Source organism: Gordonia sp. LMA167 (assembly GCF_058130025.1).
Map to the genome: position 1 here is coordinate 5,686,423 of NZ_CM176708.1, position 15,280 is coordinate 5,701,702.

The window sequence follows — 15,280 nt, forward strand, 5'->3', positions numbered from 1 at the left end:
CCATCAACCAGGAGTTCCGTTGCCTGATCAGTCTGTCATGCCGACCACCGTTGTGACCGGTGTCGACCCGTTTGCTGCAGGTCAGCTCGGCGAGTTGACCCAGATCATTCCCCCTGAGATGGTCGATGCGGCACTGGCCGAAACCCGCACCACCCAGCGTCGGGTTCGGGTGCTGCCCTCCCGAGTCGTGGTGTATCTGCTGCTCGCGGCCGGACTATTCGCCGAGCTGGGCTATCAGCAGGTGTGGGCTCGGTTGACGTCCTCAGTACCCGCAGCGGCCTGCCCGGGCAGCTCGGCGTTGGCCCAGGCCCGCCGCCGGATCGGCCCGGCACCATTGCGCGCGTTGTTCGAGTTACTCGCCGGCGACACCGGCGGCGCCGCCCGCTGGCGCGGACTGCACGTGTGTGCAATCGACGGCACGACGATGGTGATCCCCGACAGCCCGGCCAATGGTGGCCGCTACCGACACGTCAAAGGCACCCACGGTGGCTCGACCTACCCGATCGTGCGGCTGGTGGCGCTAGTTACCTGCGGTACCCGCACACTGTGTGATGCGGTGTTCGGACCCGACACCATCGGCGAAATTGACTACGCAGCACAACTATTACGATCAATCAGGCCCGGGATGCTCATCCTCTACGACCGCGGATTTGATGCCGCGGACCTGATGACCGCCATCCACGACACCGGCGCCGATTTCCTCATCCGCGGCCAGCGCACCCACAAATCGCCCCGGTATGGCAGCTACCCCGACGGCAGCTGGCACACCATCATCGGCGGTGTCACGGTCCGCATCATCGACGCCGTCATCACCGTCAACACCACCACCGCCGACGGCCACACAATCGTGGGCACCGGACACTACCGGCTCCTGACATCGCTGACCGACTACCGCAGCTACCCCGCGGCCGACCTCGTCGAGCTGTATCACCAGCGATGGGAGATCGAAATCACCTACCTGGAACTGAAATCGAGCATCCTGGGCGGACGGGTGCTACGCGCCCGGACCCCGTCCGGGATCACCCAAGAGGTCTATGCCCTGCTCGTGGTGTACCAAGCACTACGCCTGGCCATCGCCGAGGCAACGATCAGTACCGACACCCAACCCGACCGCGGCAGTTTCACCGTCGCCCTCAACACCGCACGCGACGAAATCATCAAGGCCCGCAACATCATCGCCACAACCACCAGCACCGTCGACCTCATCGGCGCCATCGGCGCCGCCGTCCTTGCCCACCTACTCGGCCCCCGCCGCAACCGCCGATGCCCCCGCGTCACCAAACGTGCCATCTCCAAACACCGCGCGAAAGGAACCATCGACCGCACCAACTACCAGACCACCTACAACCTCACCATCGAACAATCTGCACCCGACGGTTGACAACACACCCCGAACACTAACTACGCGGCATTGCCGCTAGCGCTCCGGACTTCCTCAGGGACCGGCTGGTGACAGTCCTCCGCTAGCGCTCCGAACTTCCTCAGGACCGGCTGGTGACAGTCCTCAGGGACCCGAAGGCGAGAGTCCTCCGGGACCGGGAATGCCGCAACCCTCCCGTCACACCCTCATCGTGACGTTCTTCGCCGCGAGGAGCGTGGAGAGCGCCTGGGGGATCAGCGCGAGTGCCAGCACCGAGAACGCAAACGTCCACGAGCCGGTGGCATCGTGCAGGGCGCCGATGGCGATGGGGCCCAGCGCGGCAATGACATAGCCGACCGATTGCGCCATCCCGGACACCTGCCCGGTCACCACCGTCGACGGACTGCGCAGCACCATGAACAGCAACGCCAGACTGATCGAGGAACCCGGTCCCACCATCACCAGGATGACCCACAGATGCGTCCAGGTATCTGTCGCCAGCAGTCCGGCGAACCCGATCGCGCACACGGCGATGGCGGCCAGCGTGATGACACGCTGATCGGCGAATCTGCCGGCGACGACGGGGATCACCAGCGATGCGGTCAGCGCGACGACCTGGCCGACGGCGAGGGTGGTCCCCGCGTCGGCGGCGCTGGCGCCCCGGTCGATCAGGAATTGTGGCAGCCAGGCACCGAAGGTGTAGAAGACGAACGACTGGGCTGCCATGAACACGGTGATCGACCAGGCGATGCGATTGCGCCACAACGAAGTCGGTGTGGCGGTGACCGTGACACGATGCACATGCCGTAGTTGCGGCAGCCACGCCACCATCGCCACCGCCGCGAGCACCGACCACGAGGTCAACGTCAACCGCCAGTCACCGCCGAACCGTTCGTCGATAGGGATGGTCAAACCCGCGGCGACGGCGGCCCCACCGGACAGGGTCATCGAGTACAGCCCGGTCATCAGACCCGACCGATGTGCGAAGTCGCGCTTGATCAGTGCCGGCAACACCACGTTGCAGATTCCGATCGCCGTGCCGATGACGGCGGAGCCGATCAACAGGCTCACCATGCTCGGGACGTATCGCAGGCACATCCCGCCGATCAGCAGGATCATCGACCCGAAGATGGTCCGTTCGATCCCGAACCGTGCCGCCAGACGCGGCGCGGCCGGCGCGCTGAGTCCGAAGAACAACACCGGCAACGTGGTCAGCAGTCCGGCCCCGGTGCCACTCACGCCGAGGTCGGCCATGACGTCGTCGATCAACGGGGCCACCGAGACCACCGGCGGACGCAAGTTGGCGGCGACGAGCATGATGCCGACCGCCGCGACGACGGCCGCGATCCCTGTGGGTGCGCCGCGGCCCTCGGAAGTCGGCCGATCCGTACCGCGCGGTGCGGCCGGCGCGGTCGACGGTCCGCCGGTCACGGGAGCCTTTTCAACGACTCGTCGAGGTAGAGGTGGACCGCGTCACGGGCTGCTGTCGGGTCCCGGGACTCGATGGCGTCCACCACCGCGGCATGCCCTGGCGGCAGGACCCCATCCACCACACTCGCCTCGACCACCTCGGCGTGCAGACGCTGCATGACCTCCACGATGCCGCCGTAGAGCTCCACCAAGAGCGGATTGCCAGAAGCCTCGACGACAGCGGCGTGAAAAGCAATGTCCGCCTGCAGGTATGCGACGCTGTCGGCGCCGGCGAGCGCTCGTTCGGCGTCGGCGAGTCGCTCGCGGAGAACGCTGAGGTACTCGTCCGGACCTCGCTCCGCCGCAATGGCCGCCGCTTCGACCTCGATGGCCCGGCGCGCACCCAGAAGGTCGCGTTGAGCCGATCCGGGTACGCAGCGCTCGATAGCCGCGGCCAACATGTTACTACTCCGGACATAGGTCCCGTCTCCGCGTCGCGGCACGAGCTGTCCGGAATGCTCCAGTGCCCGGACCGCCTCACGGATGGTGTTGCGCCCCACCCCGAATTGTTCGACGAGTTCGGGCTCGGCGGGAATCCGCTCCCCCACCGCCCATCGCCCGGTGCGGATCAGGTCCTGCATGCGGCCGACGACCAGTTCGCTGGTGCGTGGCGGCGGGGAGATGAGCTCGGACACCCAAAGAGCCTAACATCCCATGTTTAGGGATCCGTCTCAGCTCCGTTCGGAGTGACGGCGCGCACGACGTCCCGAGTCCGGCGGGGCCCGCTCCGCCGACCAAGTAGCCTGGTTGGGTCGGGTCCCCGACCGCGCCGCCGGAGAACGCCGGCGAGCCGCCGGGCCCGAGCATCCGAACACCGAACAGCGGAGGCAGCAGCACCTCATGGCTCAGAGTCCGAAGAAGGTCGTCGTCGACCCACGCAAGGCCGAACGTCGCCGATCCCTGCTCATCAGGATCGGCGCGGCCGTCGTCCTGATCGCAGTCGCCGTGGGCCTCGGGCTCTGGGCGATCATGTCGAACGAGTCGAGCACGGGCACCTCAGCGCAGGTCACGGTCGCCACGGACACCAACGCGTACCGGGTCACCACGGCGCCCGCCGGCAGCACGCCACCCGCCGTCCTGACCCTGGTCGAGGACTTCCAATGCCCGGCCTGCCGACAGTTCGAGGCGCAGTTCGGCGATGTCATCGCCGAACTGCGGGACAACCCGAAGGTCGCCGTCGACTACACCCCGATCGCCTTCCTCGACCGGATGTCGACCACGGACTACTCGACCCGGTCGGCCAATGCGTCGGCCTGTGTCGCCGAATCGACCGCGAAGGACGGCGACTTCTCCACCTGGCTGAAGTTCCACGATCTGCTCTACGCACAGCAGCCGGCAGAAGGCTCGGCCGGCCTGTCCGACGACAAGCTCAACGATCTGGCCACACAGGCCGGTGCCAGCAACGTCAGACAGTGCATCGAGGACCGCCAGTTCGGTGATTGGGTGGCACAGACCACAGAGAAGACGGCGGCGACGTCGACCCCGACCGTCAAGATCAATGGCCAGGTCGTCCAGTTGACCACCCCCGACGCACTTCGCGACGCAGTCCTGGCAGCCGCCAACAAGTGACCGCATCAGCAGGGAGCAGCACCGACATGACCGAGGCGACCGCAGCAGACGAAGCCGGCGACACCCGGGATCACACCGTGGACAACCGGGACACCGAGGACACCGGCGGGGATTCCTCGTCGGGCTTGCTGGGATTGGTGCCCGTGTCGCGCGGCATCTCGATCACACTGCTTGTCGCGGGCGTGATCGGTCTGGTCGCCTCGGCAACGCTCACGGTTGAGCGATTCCACCTGTTCACCGACCCCTCGTACGTACCGAGCTGCAGCATCAACCCGATCATCTCGTGTGGATCGGTGATGGTCACCGAACAGGCGGCGATCTTCGGATTTCCCAACCCGCTCATCGGGATTGCCGCATTCTCGGTGATCGTGGTGACCGGCGTTCTGGCGACCGCCGGCATCTCCCTGCCCCGCTGGTACTGGCTCGGTCAGGCGCTGGGGACGCTGGCCGGGTTCGTGATGATCAACTTCCTGGCGTTTCAGAGCCTCTACCGGATCCATGCCCTGTGCCCGTACTGCATGGTGGTGTGGGTGGTCACCCCGCTGATCCTCGTGCTGAGCACGGGACGGGTGCTCGGCTCCTCGCGGATGGGGCGGGAGCTACGCTCCTGGCTGTGGGTGTTGCTACCCGTCTGGTACGCGGTGGTGATCGTGGCCATCGGAGTCGAATTCTGGGACTACTGGTCGACTCTCATCTGAGACGGGGCCTCGGGTTTCCTACGCCCACCGGGTGATACCCGGGTCACGGCCGGGGCAACGAGGTCACGCGGAGACGTCGAGTTCGGCGATCACCTTCGTCGGGTTGATCCAGACCGCGAGTTCGCCCGGCACACCGTTGCGGCTGCCGAACTCGTCGGCACGATCGACACCCATGTACCTGGCGCCACAGTGCGTCGCGATCCGCCGCACCTCGGTGAGATCGTCGCCGGTGACGGCGTGACCCTGGATCTGGACGAATGCATAGGGTGGCTCGGGCAGGTCCACCGTGAGGACCACGCGCGGATCCCGGGTTATCGCACGCCCTTTCGCGGTGGTCGAGCCGGTGTTAAACGCGATCCGATCGCCGTCGAGCACGAACCAGATCGGCGCTGCCAAGGGCCGCCCATCCGCGGCGAGAAACCCGAGATGGCCGGTCTTCGTGCCGCTGGAGAGGAAATCGCGGATCGCCGGTTGGTCCAAGGAAGCAGCCATATCCCAACCCTACGGGGGAGACCCACACAGCCGCATGAGTTCGGTTGCCCTCTCCCCGGCGGACCTACTCGTGGGCCAGCTGATCGCCGATCTGGCAGGCGACCATCATGATGGTCGCGTGCGGTCCGCTGCGCCCGGCGGTCGGCAGGATCGACCCGTCGACGATCCGCAATCCCCGCAGTCCCGTCACCGCGCCCGACCAATCCGTCCGCGAACCCATCGGCATGCTGCCCCAGGCATGCTGCGAGGTGCGGACGATGGGGTCCACGACGACCGAACCCGGCTCGATCATGTCGGCGAACCCACCGGACCTCAGCATCCGACCGATTGCCTCGACACCACCCTGGAGTCGGTCCGCGGTCGTCGCGTCGATGGTGCCGAGATCGACGATGGGGTGACCCGCGGCCCGCTGCTGTATCGATCCGACGGTTCCCGGTCGCATCACCGCCACGCCCATGGCCGGCCCCGCGCTGGGAAGTCCCTTGATGTAGCTGCCCATATCGGCGCTGTAGCAACGGAGTTCCAGATCGTCGTCGGTGTGGACGACCGACTGCAGCAGGGCGGTCGGGGTGGCCGCATCGATCCGGCTGCGGTAATGCACCAGAACCTCACGATGTTCGTGCACGGGCAGTTCGTCGATCCCCCCGAGGGTTTCGAGTTCGGATCGCAGCAGGATCGCCGCCGTGCCGAGTGTGCCTCCGGAGAGGACGACCTCGCCGCACCCGACCACCTCATCCCCCAGCCGGACGCCGGTGACCCTCGACCCCGACGAGACCACGACGTCGACCTCCGCGTCGGTGCCGAGCATCAGGTTCGGACGACGCAGTGCAGGCCGGAGGTACGCCTCCGCCGCAGTCATGCGGAACATCAGGTCCCGATTGGATCGGACACGATTCACCCCGACGATCGGCCAGGGGTCGTCATGCCCACGCACCGGAAGAATCCGCCCCCAATACGATTCGAATCTGTCGACGACGGGTGCCAGTTCGTCGTCGGCGAACGCCGACACGGCCATCGTCCCACCTGCGCCGTCGAGTTCCTCGTACGAGTGCGCGACGTCGTCGATCCGCCACTGCCAGTCGACGAAGTCGTCGGCGTGCCAACGGAGGAAGTAGCCGCCGTTCACCGACGACGACCCGCCCAGTCCACGCCCGCGCACCACACCGAGCCCGGTCGCCTCATCATGGTAGGTGGCGTACGGCGAGCCACCCTCGATGGGCAGCGCGCGCAGATCCCGCACCTGCGACGACGGCCAGTCCGCTGTGCCACGATCCAGCAGCAGAACCGAGCGATCGGGGTTGCGCGACAACCGTTCGGCCAACACGCAGCCGGCGCTGCCCGCACCGACGATCACCGTGTCGACGACCGTGGGGAGATCGCTTCGCATCAGGTCTATGTGGTGAGAACAGGTCGCAGGGCACCCAGATCGCGTTCGTGCAACGCGCCCTGCCACAGGCCGGTGCCATACGCGAGGTCGTCGAGTCGCCGGAAGACCGTGTAGCCGAGTGGGCCCAGCGCAGGCCCCACCGCCGGCTCGGCGACCACCTGCCGGACCCACGACACGATCCCTTCGGCAACGGCGATCTCGATGGCCAGGCGCCGGAATCGAGCGGAGAACACCGCGAGGAGGACGGCGACCGGCCAGTAGTGCCGACATATCGCACCCGCCGCCTGGAGCAGGCCGAACCCGAGTGCACGGCCGGTCATCTGGGTCGCCACGATCGGGGCCCCGGGTAGCTCGCCCAGGCGCCGGCGCAGGCGCACCCCGGTCTGTCCGACGATGATGAGCGCGATCGCGAAGCCGATCTTCGTCCGCGTGAGAAGCGCGACGACCGCCACGGCCATCGGGATCGACATCACGACCGGCGCCGCGAAACCGCCATGCCGGGAGGCCAGGTACGCGGCGCCGGTTCCGTAGAAACGACGACGGCCGAGCACCGAGCGCACGTCGGTCCGGTGATCATGGGCGACCTGCGCCACCGGGTCGTAACGCATCCGCCAACCCGCCTTGTGCGTCCGCCAGCACAGGTCAACGTCCTCGGCGACCCGCAGCGACTCGTCGAAACCACTGAAAGCGTTGCGCCGCACCACCATCGCCGCACTCGGGACATATGGCACACGGCTACCGGGAACCACGGAGCACTCCTCGGGCCCCATGTCGAGAGAGGAATGTCCGTTCTCGTAGCGCTCGACCATAGACGCATCACGTGCGGTTCGGCTCAATCCGACGATCCGCGGCGCGACGATGGCCACGGCGGGGTCCGAGAAGTGGCCGAGCAGCATGGTCAACCAATCCGCACTGGGAACCACATCGGAATCGAGGAACGCGACGAAGTCGGTCGTCGCGGCCGCGGCGCCCGCGTTGCGTGCCGCAGCCGGCCCCCGATTCTCGTCGAACCGGAGCACAGCGACGCCGGGACGGGCGGCGTGGATGGGCTCGAGGGAGCCGTCGTCGACGATCACCACCTTCATCCCGGCCACCGCGTCGAGCAGGCGGTCGACGCCGGCCTGGTTGTCGCGAACGGGGACGACGACGGTCACATCGTCGGGTCGTGGCCCGAACATGGGGCGCGGGTTGGCGATTCCGCTGTCGAGCAGTCGACGGGCGAGACCGCGGGTGGCCGCGTCACACACCTCGATACGACCGTCCGCCGATGTCATCCCGAGGGCCGTATCGGTCAGCCGGAGCATGCGGGTCGGCGACCCGCCGACCAGGAACCGCAGGTCGCGGTGCCGGGCGCAGCGCATGTCGATCTGGACCTGGAATCCGTCGGGCAGGCCGGTCGCAACCGCCGTGGCGGCCTCGGGCGCCCGTTCCAGCGCCGTCATCCGAGTCGCCCGTTCTCGTCGATGGTCCAGCTTCGTACCGCACCCACCAGGCCCGACACCAGCTCGTCGGTCAGCCGCGCGCCGGCCTCACCACTTGCCCCGTCCGGGTCGCCGAGCACACCGTTGGTGCTGACGGCCGCGACGCCGCCGGCCCGCATCGTCGACAACAAGGTCGCAACCGGCGACACGTTCCCCGACTCCGCCGCCGACAGACTGACGGCCTCCGGGGAAAAGTGAAGCAGCACAGAGGTTTCGGTGAATCCAGCGTGGGCATCCCCACCCGGGAAGGCGCAGGGGAACCATGCGGCGTCGCGCCCCTCGTAGCGCAATCTCTGCACCGCGGAGGCCAGCGTCGAGCCGTTGCCGCCATGCCCGTTGACGAAGACCAGGCGATCCGCCCAGCGGCAGGCACTGCGACCGTACTCCACCAGCATCAGCTGCAGCGCCTCATGGCCGAGCGAGATGGTGCCCGGAAATCCTTCATGCTCGCCGCTCGCGCCGTAGTTCAGCCCCGGCGCCGTCAACACCGCGGACGTTCCATGCGGATCACCCGAGCCGAGCCGTGTCGCGGCCCGATCCGCCACCACCCCGGCGATGCGACTGTCGGTGTCGAGCGGAAGGTGGGGTCCGTGCTGCTCGGTCGCGCCCAGAGGGACGAGAAGGGTGACCGATCGGTCAGACAGTTCGGGCCAGTACAGCTGTCCCAGCGCGGCCCGACGTCCCATTCGTTCAACTTTAGCGATGCGCTCGGTGCGTGTTAACCGAGTCGGCGCATTTCTTCGATAGGAATCCGGCATCGGTGGGCTTCGGCAGCCCGTATGTCCGAGCGCTCGATCGGTTGTGGGATGCTGGACCGACAAACGTGAGACCCGACACATCGGAACGGGTACGGATCGGGAGGACACCATGACGTCATCTGCCGCGCACAGCAGCGGAAAAAACGGGCCCCTCAGCGCAATCCGCGTGGTCGAGTTCGCCGGCATCGGCCCAGGACCGCACGCCGCGATGCTGCTGGCCGATCTGGGGGCCGATTTGGTTCGCGTGCAGCGACCGGGTTCGCTCCCTGCGGCCGATCGCAACGCCGACGCGCTGCTGCGCGGACGGCAGGTCGTCGAGGCCAACCTCAAGGATCCCGCGGACCGGGACACCATTCTTCGACTGGTGGGCAAGGCCGACGTGATCCTCGAGGGTTTTCGCCCCGGAGTCATGGAGCGCCTCGGCTTCGGCCCGGACGACCTCGAGGCGGTCAATCCGGGCCTGGTCTACGGGCGGATGACCGGATGGGGCCAACAGGGCCCGCGTGCCGACCGCGCCGGCCATGACATCAACTACATCTCGCTGACCGGCATGCTGCACGCCATCGGCCGCAAGGACGACCGCCCGGTGCCGCCGCTGAACCTGGCAGGCGATTTCGGCGGCGGTTCGATGTTCCTGGTCATGGGTGTGCTGGCCGCGCTGCTCGAACGTCAGGTGTCCGGCCGCGGACAGGTCGTGGACGCGGCGATGGTCGACGGCGCATCGGTGCTCGGCCAGATGATGTGGGCTTTCCGCGGCACCGGCCTGTGGAGTGACGAACGCGGTGTGAACATGCTCGACACGGGCGCACCCTACTACGAGGTGTACGAGACCTCCGACGGCAAGTACATGGCCGTCGGAGCCATCGAGCCGCAGTTCTACGCCGAGCTGATCACCGGACTGGGCCTCGCCGACGCGGACCTGCCCGGGCAGAACGACATCGCGAACTGGCCCAAGCTCAAAGAGATCTTCACGAATACGTTCGCCTCGCGTACGCGCGACGAGTGGACAAAGGTCTTCGACGGAACCGACGCCTGTACCTCTCCGGTGCTCGACTTCGGTGAGGCGCCGTCGGACCCGCACATGGCGGCGCGCGCCAACCTGATCGAGATCGACGGCGTCATGCAGGCGCAGGTGGCCCCCCGCTTCTCCCGGACCAGCCCCGAGACCCCCTCCGGTCCGGCGCGCGAAGCCGTCGACCCCACCACTCTCTGGCAGGACTGACCCACCGCGCCGAGAGAACCCGGGTCCACCCAGAGTGCCCACACGGGTTCTCTCGGCGCGATTCCGGGTTCTGTCGGCGCGATTCCGGGTTCTGTCGGCGAGGTTCTGGGTTCTGTCGGCGAGTCAGACCTTGGTGGCACCCATGTCGATCTGGAACTCGGCACCGGTGATGGCCTTGGCCCCGTCGGACGCGAGATAGAGGACCGCGTCGGAGATCTCGTCGAGCGCGGCCACCGGGTGGTGATTCATCATCGAGGTGAGATGCGGTGCGACCCAGGGGATACCGAAGATTCTGTGCGCCTCGGTGTCGGCCACGCCCATCGGGGTGTCGACCGCATAGGGGTGCACGCTGTTGACCCGGATTCGGTAGTGGCCGAGTTCCTTGGCCGCGGACTGGGTGAGCCCACGCAGGCCGAATTTGGATGCCGAATACGATGCCTGTAGCGGCATCGCCTTCAAGCCGGCCGACGAACTGATGACGACGATCGAGCCCCCGTTGCCCGCCTCCATCATGTGCGGGATGGCTGCCTTGAGAGTCTTCCAGGTACCGACGAGATTCACGTCGACGACGTCGGTGAATTGTTCCTCCGAGAGCTCCCACACCGCGCCCCAGGTGAGAATTCCGGCGTTGGCGACGACAATGTCGAGGCGACCGAACTGCTCGACACCGTCGGCGACCAGCTGCTGCTGGAATGCGAGGTCGCGGGTATCCCCTTGCCGGGCAAGAATTTTGCCGCCCGCCTCCTCGACGAGGCGGATCGTCTCGGCGAGGTCGTCGGCGTTCGGCGCCGGATAGGTGGTGTGGTCGGCCACGGGCCCGGCGATGTCCATACCGATGATCGCCGCACCCTCCCGCGCGAATCGCAGCGCGTGATTGCGCCCCTGACCGCGCGCGATGCCGGTGATGTAGACGACCTTGCCGTCGAACTGCCCCATCCGCTCTGTGTCCTCGTCTGCTCATCGGTCACCCGCCACAGGCGACCGTCACAGCCAGAACTGTAACACGTTCTACTTTGTGGCGGGTGACCGCGAGGACCGGATGGTTCAGGCGTCGCCGAAGCTGCGCTCGAAATCGGCCGGGATGATGAGGTCATCACGCGAGAGTTCGTGAACACTCTTGTGCCCCAGCCCCATGACCACACCGTCGAGACCCATGCGCAGCAGGTCGAGGACGTTCTCCACGCCCGCCTGACCGTTGGCGCCGAGACCCCAGAGATAGGCGCGACCGATCATCACCGCACGGGCACCGAGCGCGAGCGCCTTCGCGACGTCGCTGCCACGGCGAATGCCGCCGTCGAGCAACACGTCGAGCTGCCCGCCGACCGCGTCGGCGATCGGTCCGAGCAACCGGATGGTGGCGGGGGTGCCGTCGAGATTGTTGCCTCCATGGTTGGAGACCGAGATCGCCGAGGCACCGATGTCGACGGCCCGCTTCGCATCGTCGAGGCGGGTGATTCCCTTGACCATGAACGGCCCATCCCACTGCTCGCGCAGCCACTTCAGGTCGTCCCAGGTGGGCGGCGGCGTGCTCATCCACTGTCCGTAGGCGCCGAAGAACGTCGGTCCCGCCTCGCCCTTGTGCACCAGGTTGGGGGCGGTGAGATCAGGGATCTCGACCTTGCCGTCGCGAATCCAGTCCAGCGCATAGCGTGGCTTGAGCGCGATCTCCGGCGCCAGCTTCAGCAGCGCCTGGAGATCGACCTTCTCCGGGATCTCCGGGCTACCCCAGTCACGACCGACGTTGAACACCCAGTCGGTGGTGACGATCAGCCCCTTCGCGCCGGCCTCCTTGGCGCGCTGGGCGCGAGCCAGGATCTCGTCGCGCGAACCGAGCCAATAGATCTGGAAGAAGACCTTGTCATTGACCGCGGTGACCTCTTCGATCGGATGAGATGCGAAGCTGGACAACCCCATCGCGGTGCCACGCGCGGCCGCGGCGCGGGCCACCGCGACCTCGCCGTCGGGGTCGACCGCCTGCACGCCGGTCGGCGAGATCATCACCGGGAAGGAGATCTCCTGTCCCATCACCGTCGTCGAGAACTCGCGGTCGGCCTGGGCGCCGACGACGTGCGGCGCGAAGCCGAGTTCGGAGAAGGCGTCGGTGTTGTCCTTGAGGGTGACGCCCGCCTGCGTACCGGCCACCAGCGACGAGTACACCGACTTCGGCAGCCGCTTCTTGGCGCGCCGCTGTGCTTCATGGACGGTTTCGAACCACGGGTTGCGGGCCCAGGGATTCTTGGCCATTGTTCTTCCTACCTACTTGTGGGTGACAGCACACCATCACCCGACCGCGAGCCGGGTGTGGCGTGGTGTCGCATCTTGGGGTTGTGTTACTCGGGTCTGGTTGTCAGGGCGCGAAACCCGCCAGCGGATTCTCGTCACAGCTCTTCGATGGCGGCGCCCCTACCGGGGTCAGGTCGCCGTCCGGACGCCGGGTCATCAGCGTCAGCGGAGTGCCGCGTGAATGATCCTTGTTCGCAGTCGGTTTGGTGCGGTCGCCGGCCAACAACTGCTCGCCATAGCCCTGCACGCATTCCGGGTCCGGGCCCGCCAACGGCAGGCCGGTGAAGAACTTCGCGGCCATGCAGCCGCCGCGACAGGCGTCGAAGTGGGCGCACTTGGTGCAGGCCCCGGCGTTCTGCGGTTCACGCAGTTCGGTGAACAGGTCCGAGTGCTGCCAGATCTGCTGGAAGCCACCATCGGTCGTGATGTTGCCCGCAAGGAAGTTCTCGTGGATCGCGAACGGGCACGCGTAGACGTCGCCGACCGGGTCGATCAGACACACGACCCGACCCGCGCCACACAGGTTCAACCCGGGCAGAGCACCTGCGCCGCCGGACCCGCCGAACGCCGACAGGTGGAAGAACGAGTCGCCGGTCAGGACGCCGTCGCCGTGGGCCACCAGCCAGTCGTAGAGCTCACGCTGCTGTTCGGGCAACGGGTGCAGGTCATCCCAGACGTCGGCGCCACGGCCGGACGGGCGCAGGCGGGTGATCCGCAGGGTGGCGTTGTAGCGGTCGGCCAACGCCTTGAACTCATCGAGCTGCGCGACGTTCTCGCGGGTCATGACCACACTGATCTTCGCGTCGGCGAAGCCGGCCTCATGCAGGTTCTCCAGCGCGCGGACCGCCATGTCGAACGAGCCCGGCCCACGCACGGAGTCGTTGACCTCCGCGGTCGCGCCGTCGAGTGAGATCTGCACGTCGACGTAATCCGACGCCGCGAGCCGCGCCGCGACTGCCTTGTCGATGCGTAATCCGTTGGTGGAGAACTTGACCCCCACCTGATGACTCGTCGCGTAGTCGACCAGCTCCCAGAAGTCCGGACGCACGGTCGGCTCGCCGCCGCCGATGTTCACATAGAAGACCTGCATGCGTTGCAGTTCATCGATGATCGCCTTGCACTGCTCGGTGGACAGCTCGCGTGGATCACGCTTGCCCGACGATGAGAGGCAGTGCACGCACGCCAGGTTGCAGGCGTAGGTGAGCTCCCAGGTCAGACAGATCGGGGCGTCGAGACCCTTCTCGAACTGATCGACCAGACGACCGACCTTCGGGGTTTGCACCGTCGGCGTCGGCGAAGCCAGGTCCGTTGTGGTGGGCGGCATTTCAAGCGTTGTCATTGCGGTGACTCCTCGGGGGCAGGCGAGTCGGTACGGCGGTCAGTGGTCGGTGCGTCGGATGATCATCCCGGAGTCGGCCAGCGCACCGAGCGCCTGCAGATACAGGGAACGGTCCGTGGCCCCGATTCCGGCGGCGGCGAGAGCGTCCTCGGCGCTCGGATGGTCACCGAGCGATCCGACGATGTCGACGACGGTCAGGTTCTTGAGAAACGACAGTTTGCGCGTACCGAAGTGGTACAGCAACGCCCCGAAGGGCTCGGGGCGCAGGGCCACCTTGGGATTGAGTGTCCAGGCATGCGCGGGGTCGAATCGCGGCGCGCTCCCGGCGCCGGCAACCGCATCAACGCGGTCGCCGGACGCCGGAGCAGATGTCGGGGTCGACATCAGTAGACCCCGCACATCCCGTCGATCGACACCTCTTCGACGAGCGACTCACCGACGAGTTCGTCCTGATTCGACGTGGCTTGCTGATCGGCCATGATCCAACCTCCATATTCTCTCGGTAGTGATGCGGATCACCGGATACTATAATGGCACTCGGTGCATAAAAACAGCCCCCAGCCAAAACTGATCAGATGGACAGGTGAAGATGAGCCAACCGGACTCGGCACCCTCGGTGCATCGACCCGGCCAGCTGGGCCGCAGGCCGGTGACGTCACGCGCGGAGATCAGTGCCGTGGCGATCGATCTGTTCACCGCCAAGGGCTTCGACGAGACCAGCGTCGAGGACGTCGCGGATGCGGCCGGGATCGCGCGCCGAACGCTCTTCCGCTACTACCCGTCGAAGAATGCGATCGCGTGGGGCGACTTCGACTCCCACCTCGCCGACATGCGCACACTGCTCGCCGACATCCCGTCGGAGCTCCCCATCGCCGAAGCGCTTCGTCGCGCCCTCATCTCCTTCAACACGGTTCCGCCGACCGAACTGGCCGGCCACCGTCGACGCATGTCGCTGCTACTCGGCGTCCCTGCCCTGCAGGCCCATTCGATGCTCATGTACGCGGAATGGCGTCAGGTCATCGCGGAGTTCTGCGCTCACCGTCTCGGCCTGGACGAACATGACCACCTGCCCCAGACGATCGCCTGGATGTGCCTCGGCACGGCACTCGCGGCCTACGACCAGTGGCTCTCCCATCCCGACGCAGACCTCGAAGCCCTCATCCTGGCGGGAAGCCGTACCCTTGCGGAGGGAGTCGGCGCCCTGCCGTGATCGGGCGGGGC

At 66.9% G+C, this 15,280-nt stretch carries 16 protein-coding genes; 5 read left to right on the top strand and 11 right to left on the bottom strand.

Translation table 11 applies throughout. The features are described from left to right. Positions 1–37 precede the first annotated feature (37 nt). Positions 38–1,381: an IS4 family transposase gene (locus ACVT6V_RS25465; RefSeq protein ID WP_489896857.1), complete on the top strand. Its 1,344-nt coding sequence runs from the start codon at positions 38–40 to the stop codon at positions 1,379–1,381. A 177-nt stretch (positions 1,382–1,558) separates the two neighbouring features. Here the strand turns inward: ACVT6V_RS25465 and ACVT6V_RS25470 are convergent, their stop codons facing one another. Both ACVT6V_RS25470 and ACVT6V_RS25475 read right to left on the bottom strand, forming a co-directional pair. Beyond that, complete coding sequence (locus ACVT6V_RS25470; RefSeq protein WP_489901008.1) at positions 1,559–2,677, bottom strand: CynX/NimT family MFS transporter; 1,119 nt, start codon at positions 2,675–2,677, stop codon at positions 1,559–1,561. A 110-nt stretch (positions 2,678–2,787) separates the two neighbouring features. Beyond that, a complete protein-coding gene (locus tag ACVT6V_RS25475) occupies positions 2,788–3,465 on the bottom strand; it encodes a FadR/GntR family transcriptional regulator (protein ID WP_489896858.1) in 678 nt (225 codons plus the stop codon). A gap of 205 nt (positions 3,466–3,670) precedes the next feature. Here ACVT6V_RS25475 and ACVT6V_RS25480 point away from each other — a divergent pair, with 205 nt between their 5' ends. Further along, positions 3,671–4,399 carry a DsbA family protein gene (locus ACVT6V_RS25480; RefSeq protein ID WP_489896859.1) on the top strand — a complete coding sequence of 243 codons (729 nt, stop codon included), beginning with the start codon at positions 3,671–3,673 and terminating at the stop codon, positions 4,397–4,399. 26 nt (positions 4,400–4,425) lie between these two features. Continuing rightward, positions 4,426–5,097, top strand: coding sequence for a vitamin K epoxide reductase family protein (locus ACVT6V_RS25485; protein WP_489896860.1), 672 nt, complete (start codon positions 4,426–4,428; stop codon positions 5,095–5,097). 63 nt (positions 5,098–5,160) lie between these two features. Here ACVT6V_RS25485 and ACVT6V_RS25490 read toward each other — a convergent pair whose 3' ends face one another. The 4 genes from ACVT6V_RS25490 to mftE all read right to left on the bottom strand — a co-directional run bounded on the left by ACVT6V_RS25490 (position 5,161) and on the right by mftE (position 9,143). Beyond that, positions 5,161–5,589 carry a PPOX class F420-dependent oxidoreductase gene (locus ACVT6V_RS25490; RefSeq protein ID WP_489896861.1) on the bottom strand — a complete coding sequence of 143 codons (429 nt, stop codon included), beginning with the start codon at positions 5,587–5,589 and terminating at the stop codon, positions 5,161–5,163. 64 nt (positions 5,590–5,653) lie between these two features. Further along, complete coding sequence (mftG, locus tag ACVT6V_RS25495) at positions 5,654–6,976, bottom strand: mycofactocin system GMC family oxidoreductase MftG (protein WP_489896862.1); 1,323 nt, start codon at positions 6,974–6,976, stop codon at positions 5,654–5,656. A 5-nt stretch (positions 6,977–6,981) separates the two neighbouring features. Further along, positions 6,982–8,418: a mycofactocin biosynthesis glycosyltransferase MftF gene (mftF, locus tag ACVT6V_RS25500; RefSeq protein ID WP_489896863.1), complete on the bottom strand. Its 1,437-nt coding sequence runs from the start codon at positions 8,416–8,418 to the stop codon at positions 6,982–6,984. After that, positions 8,415–9,143, bottom strand: a complete 729-nt coding sequence (gene mftE, locus ACVT6V_RS25505; RefSeq protein WP_489896864.1) for a mycofactocin biosynthesis peptidyl-dipeptidase MftE — start codon at positions 9,141–9,143, stop codon at positions 8,415–8,417. The genes mftF and mftE overlap by 4 nt, the downstream gene beginning before the upstream one ends. A 181-nt stretch (positions 9,144–9,324) precedes the next feature. Here mftE and ACVT6V_RS25510 point away from each other — a divergent pair, with 181 nt between their 5' ends. Then, positions 9,325–10,437, top strand: coding sequence for a CaiB/BaiF CoA transferase family protein (locus ACVT6V_RS25510; RefSeq protein ID WP_489896865.1), 1,113 nt, complete (start codon positions 9,325–9,327; stop codon positions 10,435–10,437). 123 nt (positions 10,438–10,560) lie between these two features. On the opposite strand, the gene ACVT6V_RS25515 is transcribed toward ACVT6V_RS25510, so the two are convergent. The 5 genes from ACVT6V_RS25515 to mftA all read right to left on the bottom strand — a co-directional run bounded on the left by ACVT6V_RS25515 (position 10,561) and on the right by mftA (position 14,538). After that, positions 10,561–11,373, bottom strand: a complete 813-nt coding sequence (locus tag ACVT6V_RS25515) for a mycofactocin-coupled SDR family oxidoreductase (protein WP_489896866.1) — start codon at positions 11,371–11,373, stop codon at positions 10,561–10,563. A 108-nt stretch (positions 11,374–11,481) separates the two neighbouring features. Further along, the gene (gene mftD / locus ACVT6V_RS25520) at positions 11,482–12,681 is read right to left on the bottom strand and encodes a pre-mycofactocin synthase MftD (RefSeq protein WP_489896867.1); all 1,200 of its coding nucleotides are present in this window, start codon (positions 12,679–12,681) and stop codon (positions 11,482–11,484) included. A gap of 103 nt (positions 12,682–12,784) precedes the next feature. Then, positions 12,785–14,059, bottom strand: a complete 1,275-nt coding sequence (mftC, locus tag ACVT6V_RS25525; protein ID WP_489896868.1) for a mycofactocin radical SAM maturase — start codon at positions 14,057–14,059, stop codon at positions 12,785–12,787. A 39-nt stretch (positions 14,060–14,098) separates the two neighbouring features. After that, positions 14,099–14,443: a mycofactocin biosynthesis chaperone MftB gene (gene mftB / locus ACVT6V_RS25530; protein ID WP_489896869.1), complete on the bottom strand. Its 345-nt coding sequence runs from the start codon at positions 14,441–14,443 to the stop codon at positions 14,099–14,101. Next, entirely contained in the window at positions 14,443–14,538 is a 96-nt protein-coding gene (gene mftA, locus ACVT6V_RS25535; RefSeq protein WP_489896870.1) for a mycofactocin precursor MftA, read from the bottom strand. Before mftA ends, mftB begins: the two co-directional genes overlap by 1 nt. 110 nt (positions 14,539–14,648) lie before the next feature. Between mftA and mftR the strand changes: the two genes are divergently transcribed. Further along, positions 14,649–15,269 carry a mycofactocin system transcriptional regulator MftR gene (mftR, locus tag ACVT6V_RS25540; RefSeq protein ID WP_489896871.1) on the top strand — a complete coding sequence of 207 codons (621 nt, stop codon included), beginning with the start codon at positions 14,649–14,651 and terminating at the stop codon, positions 15,267–15,269. Positions 15,270–15,280 lie beyond the last annotated feature (11 nt).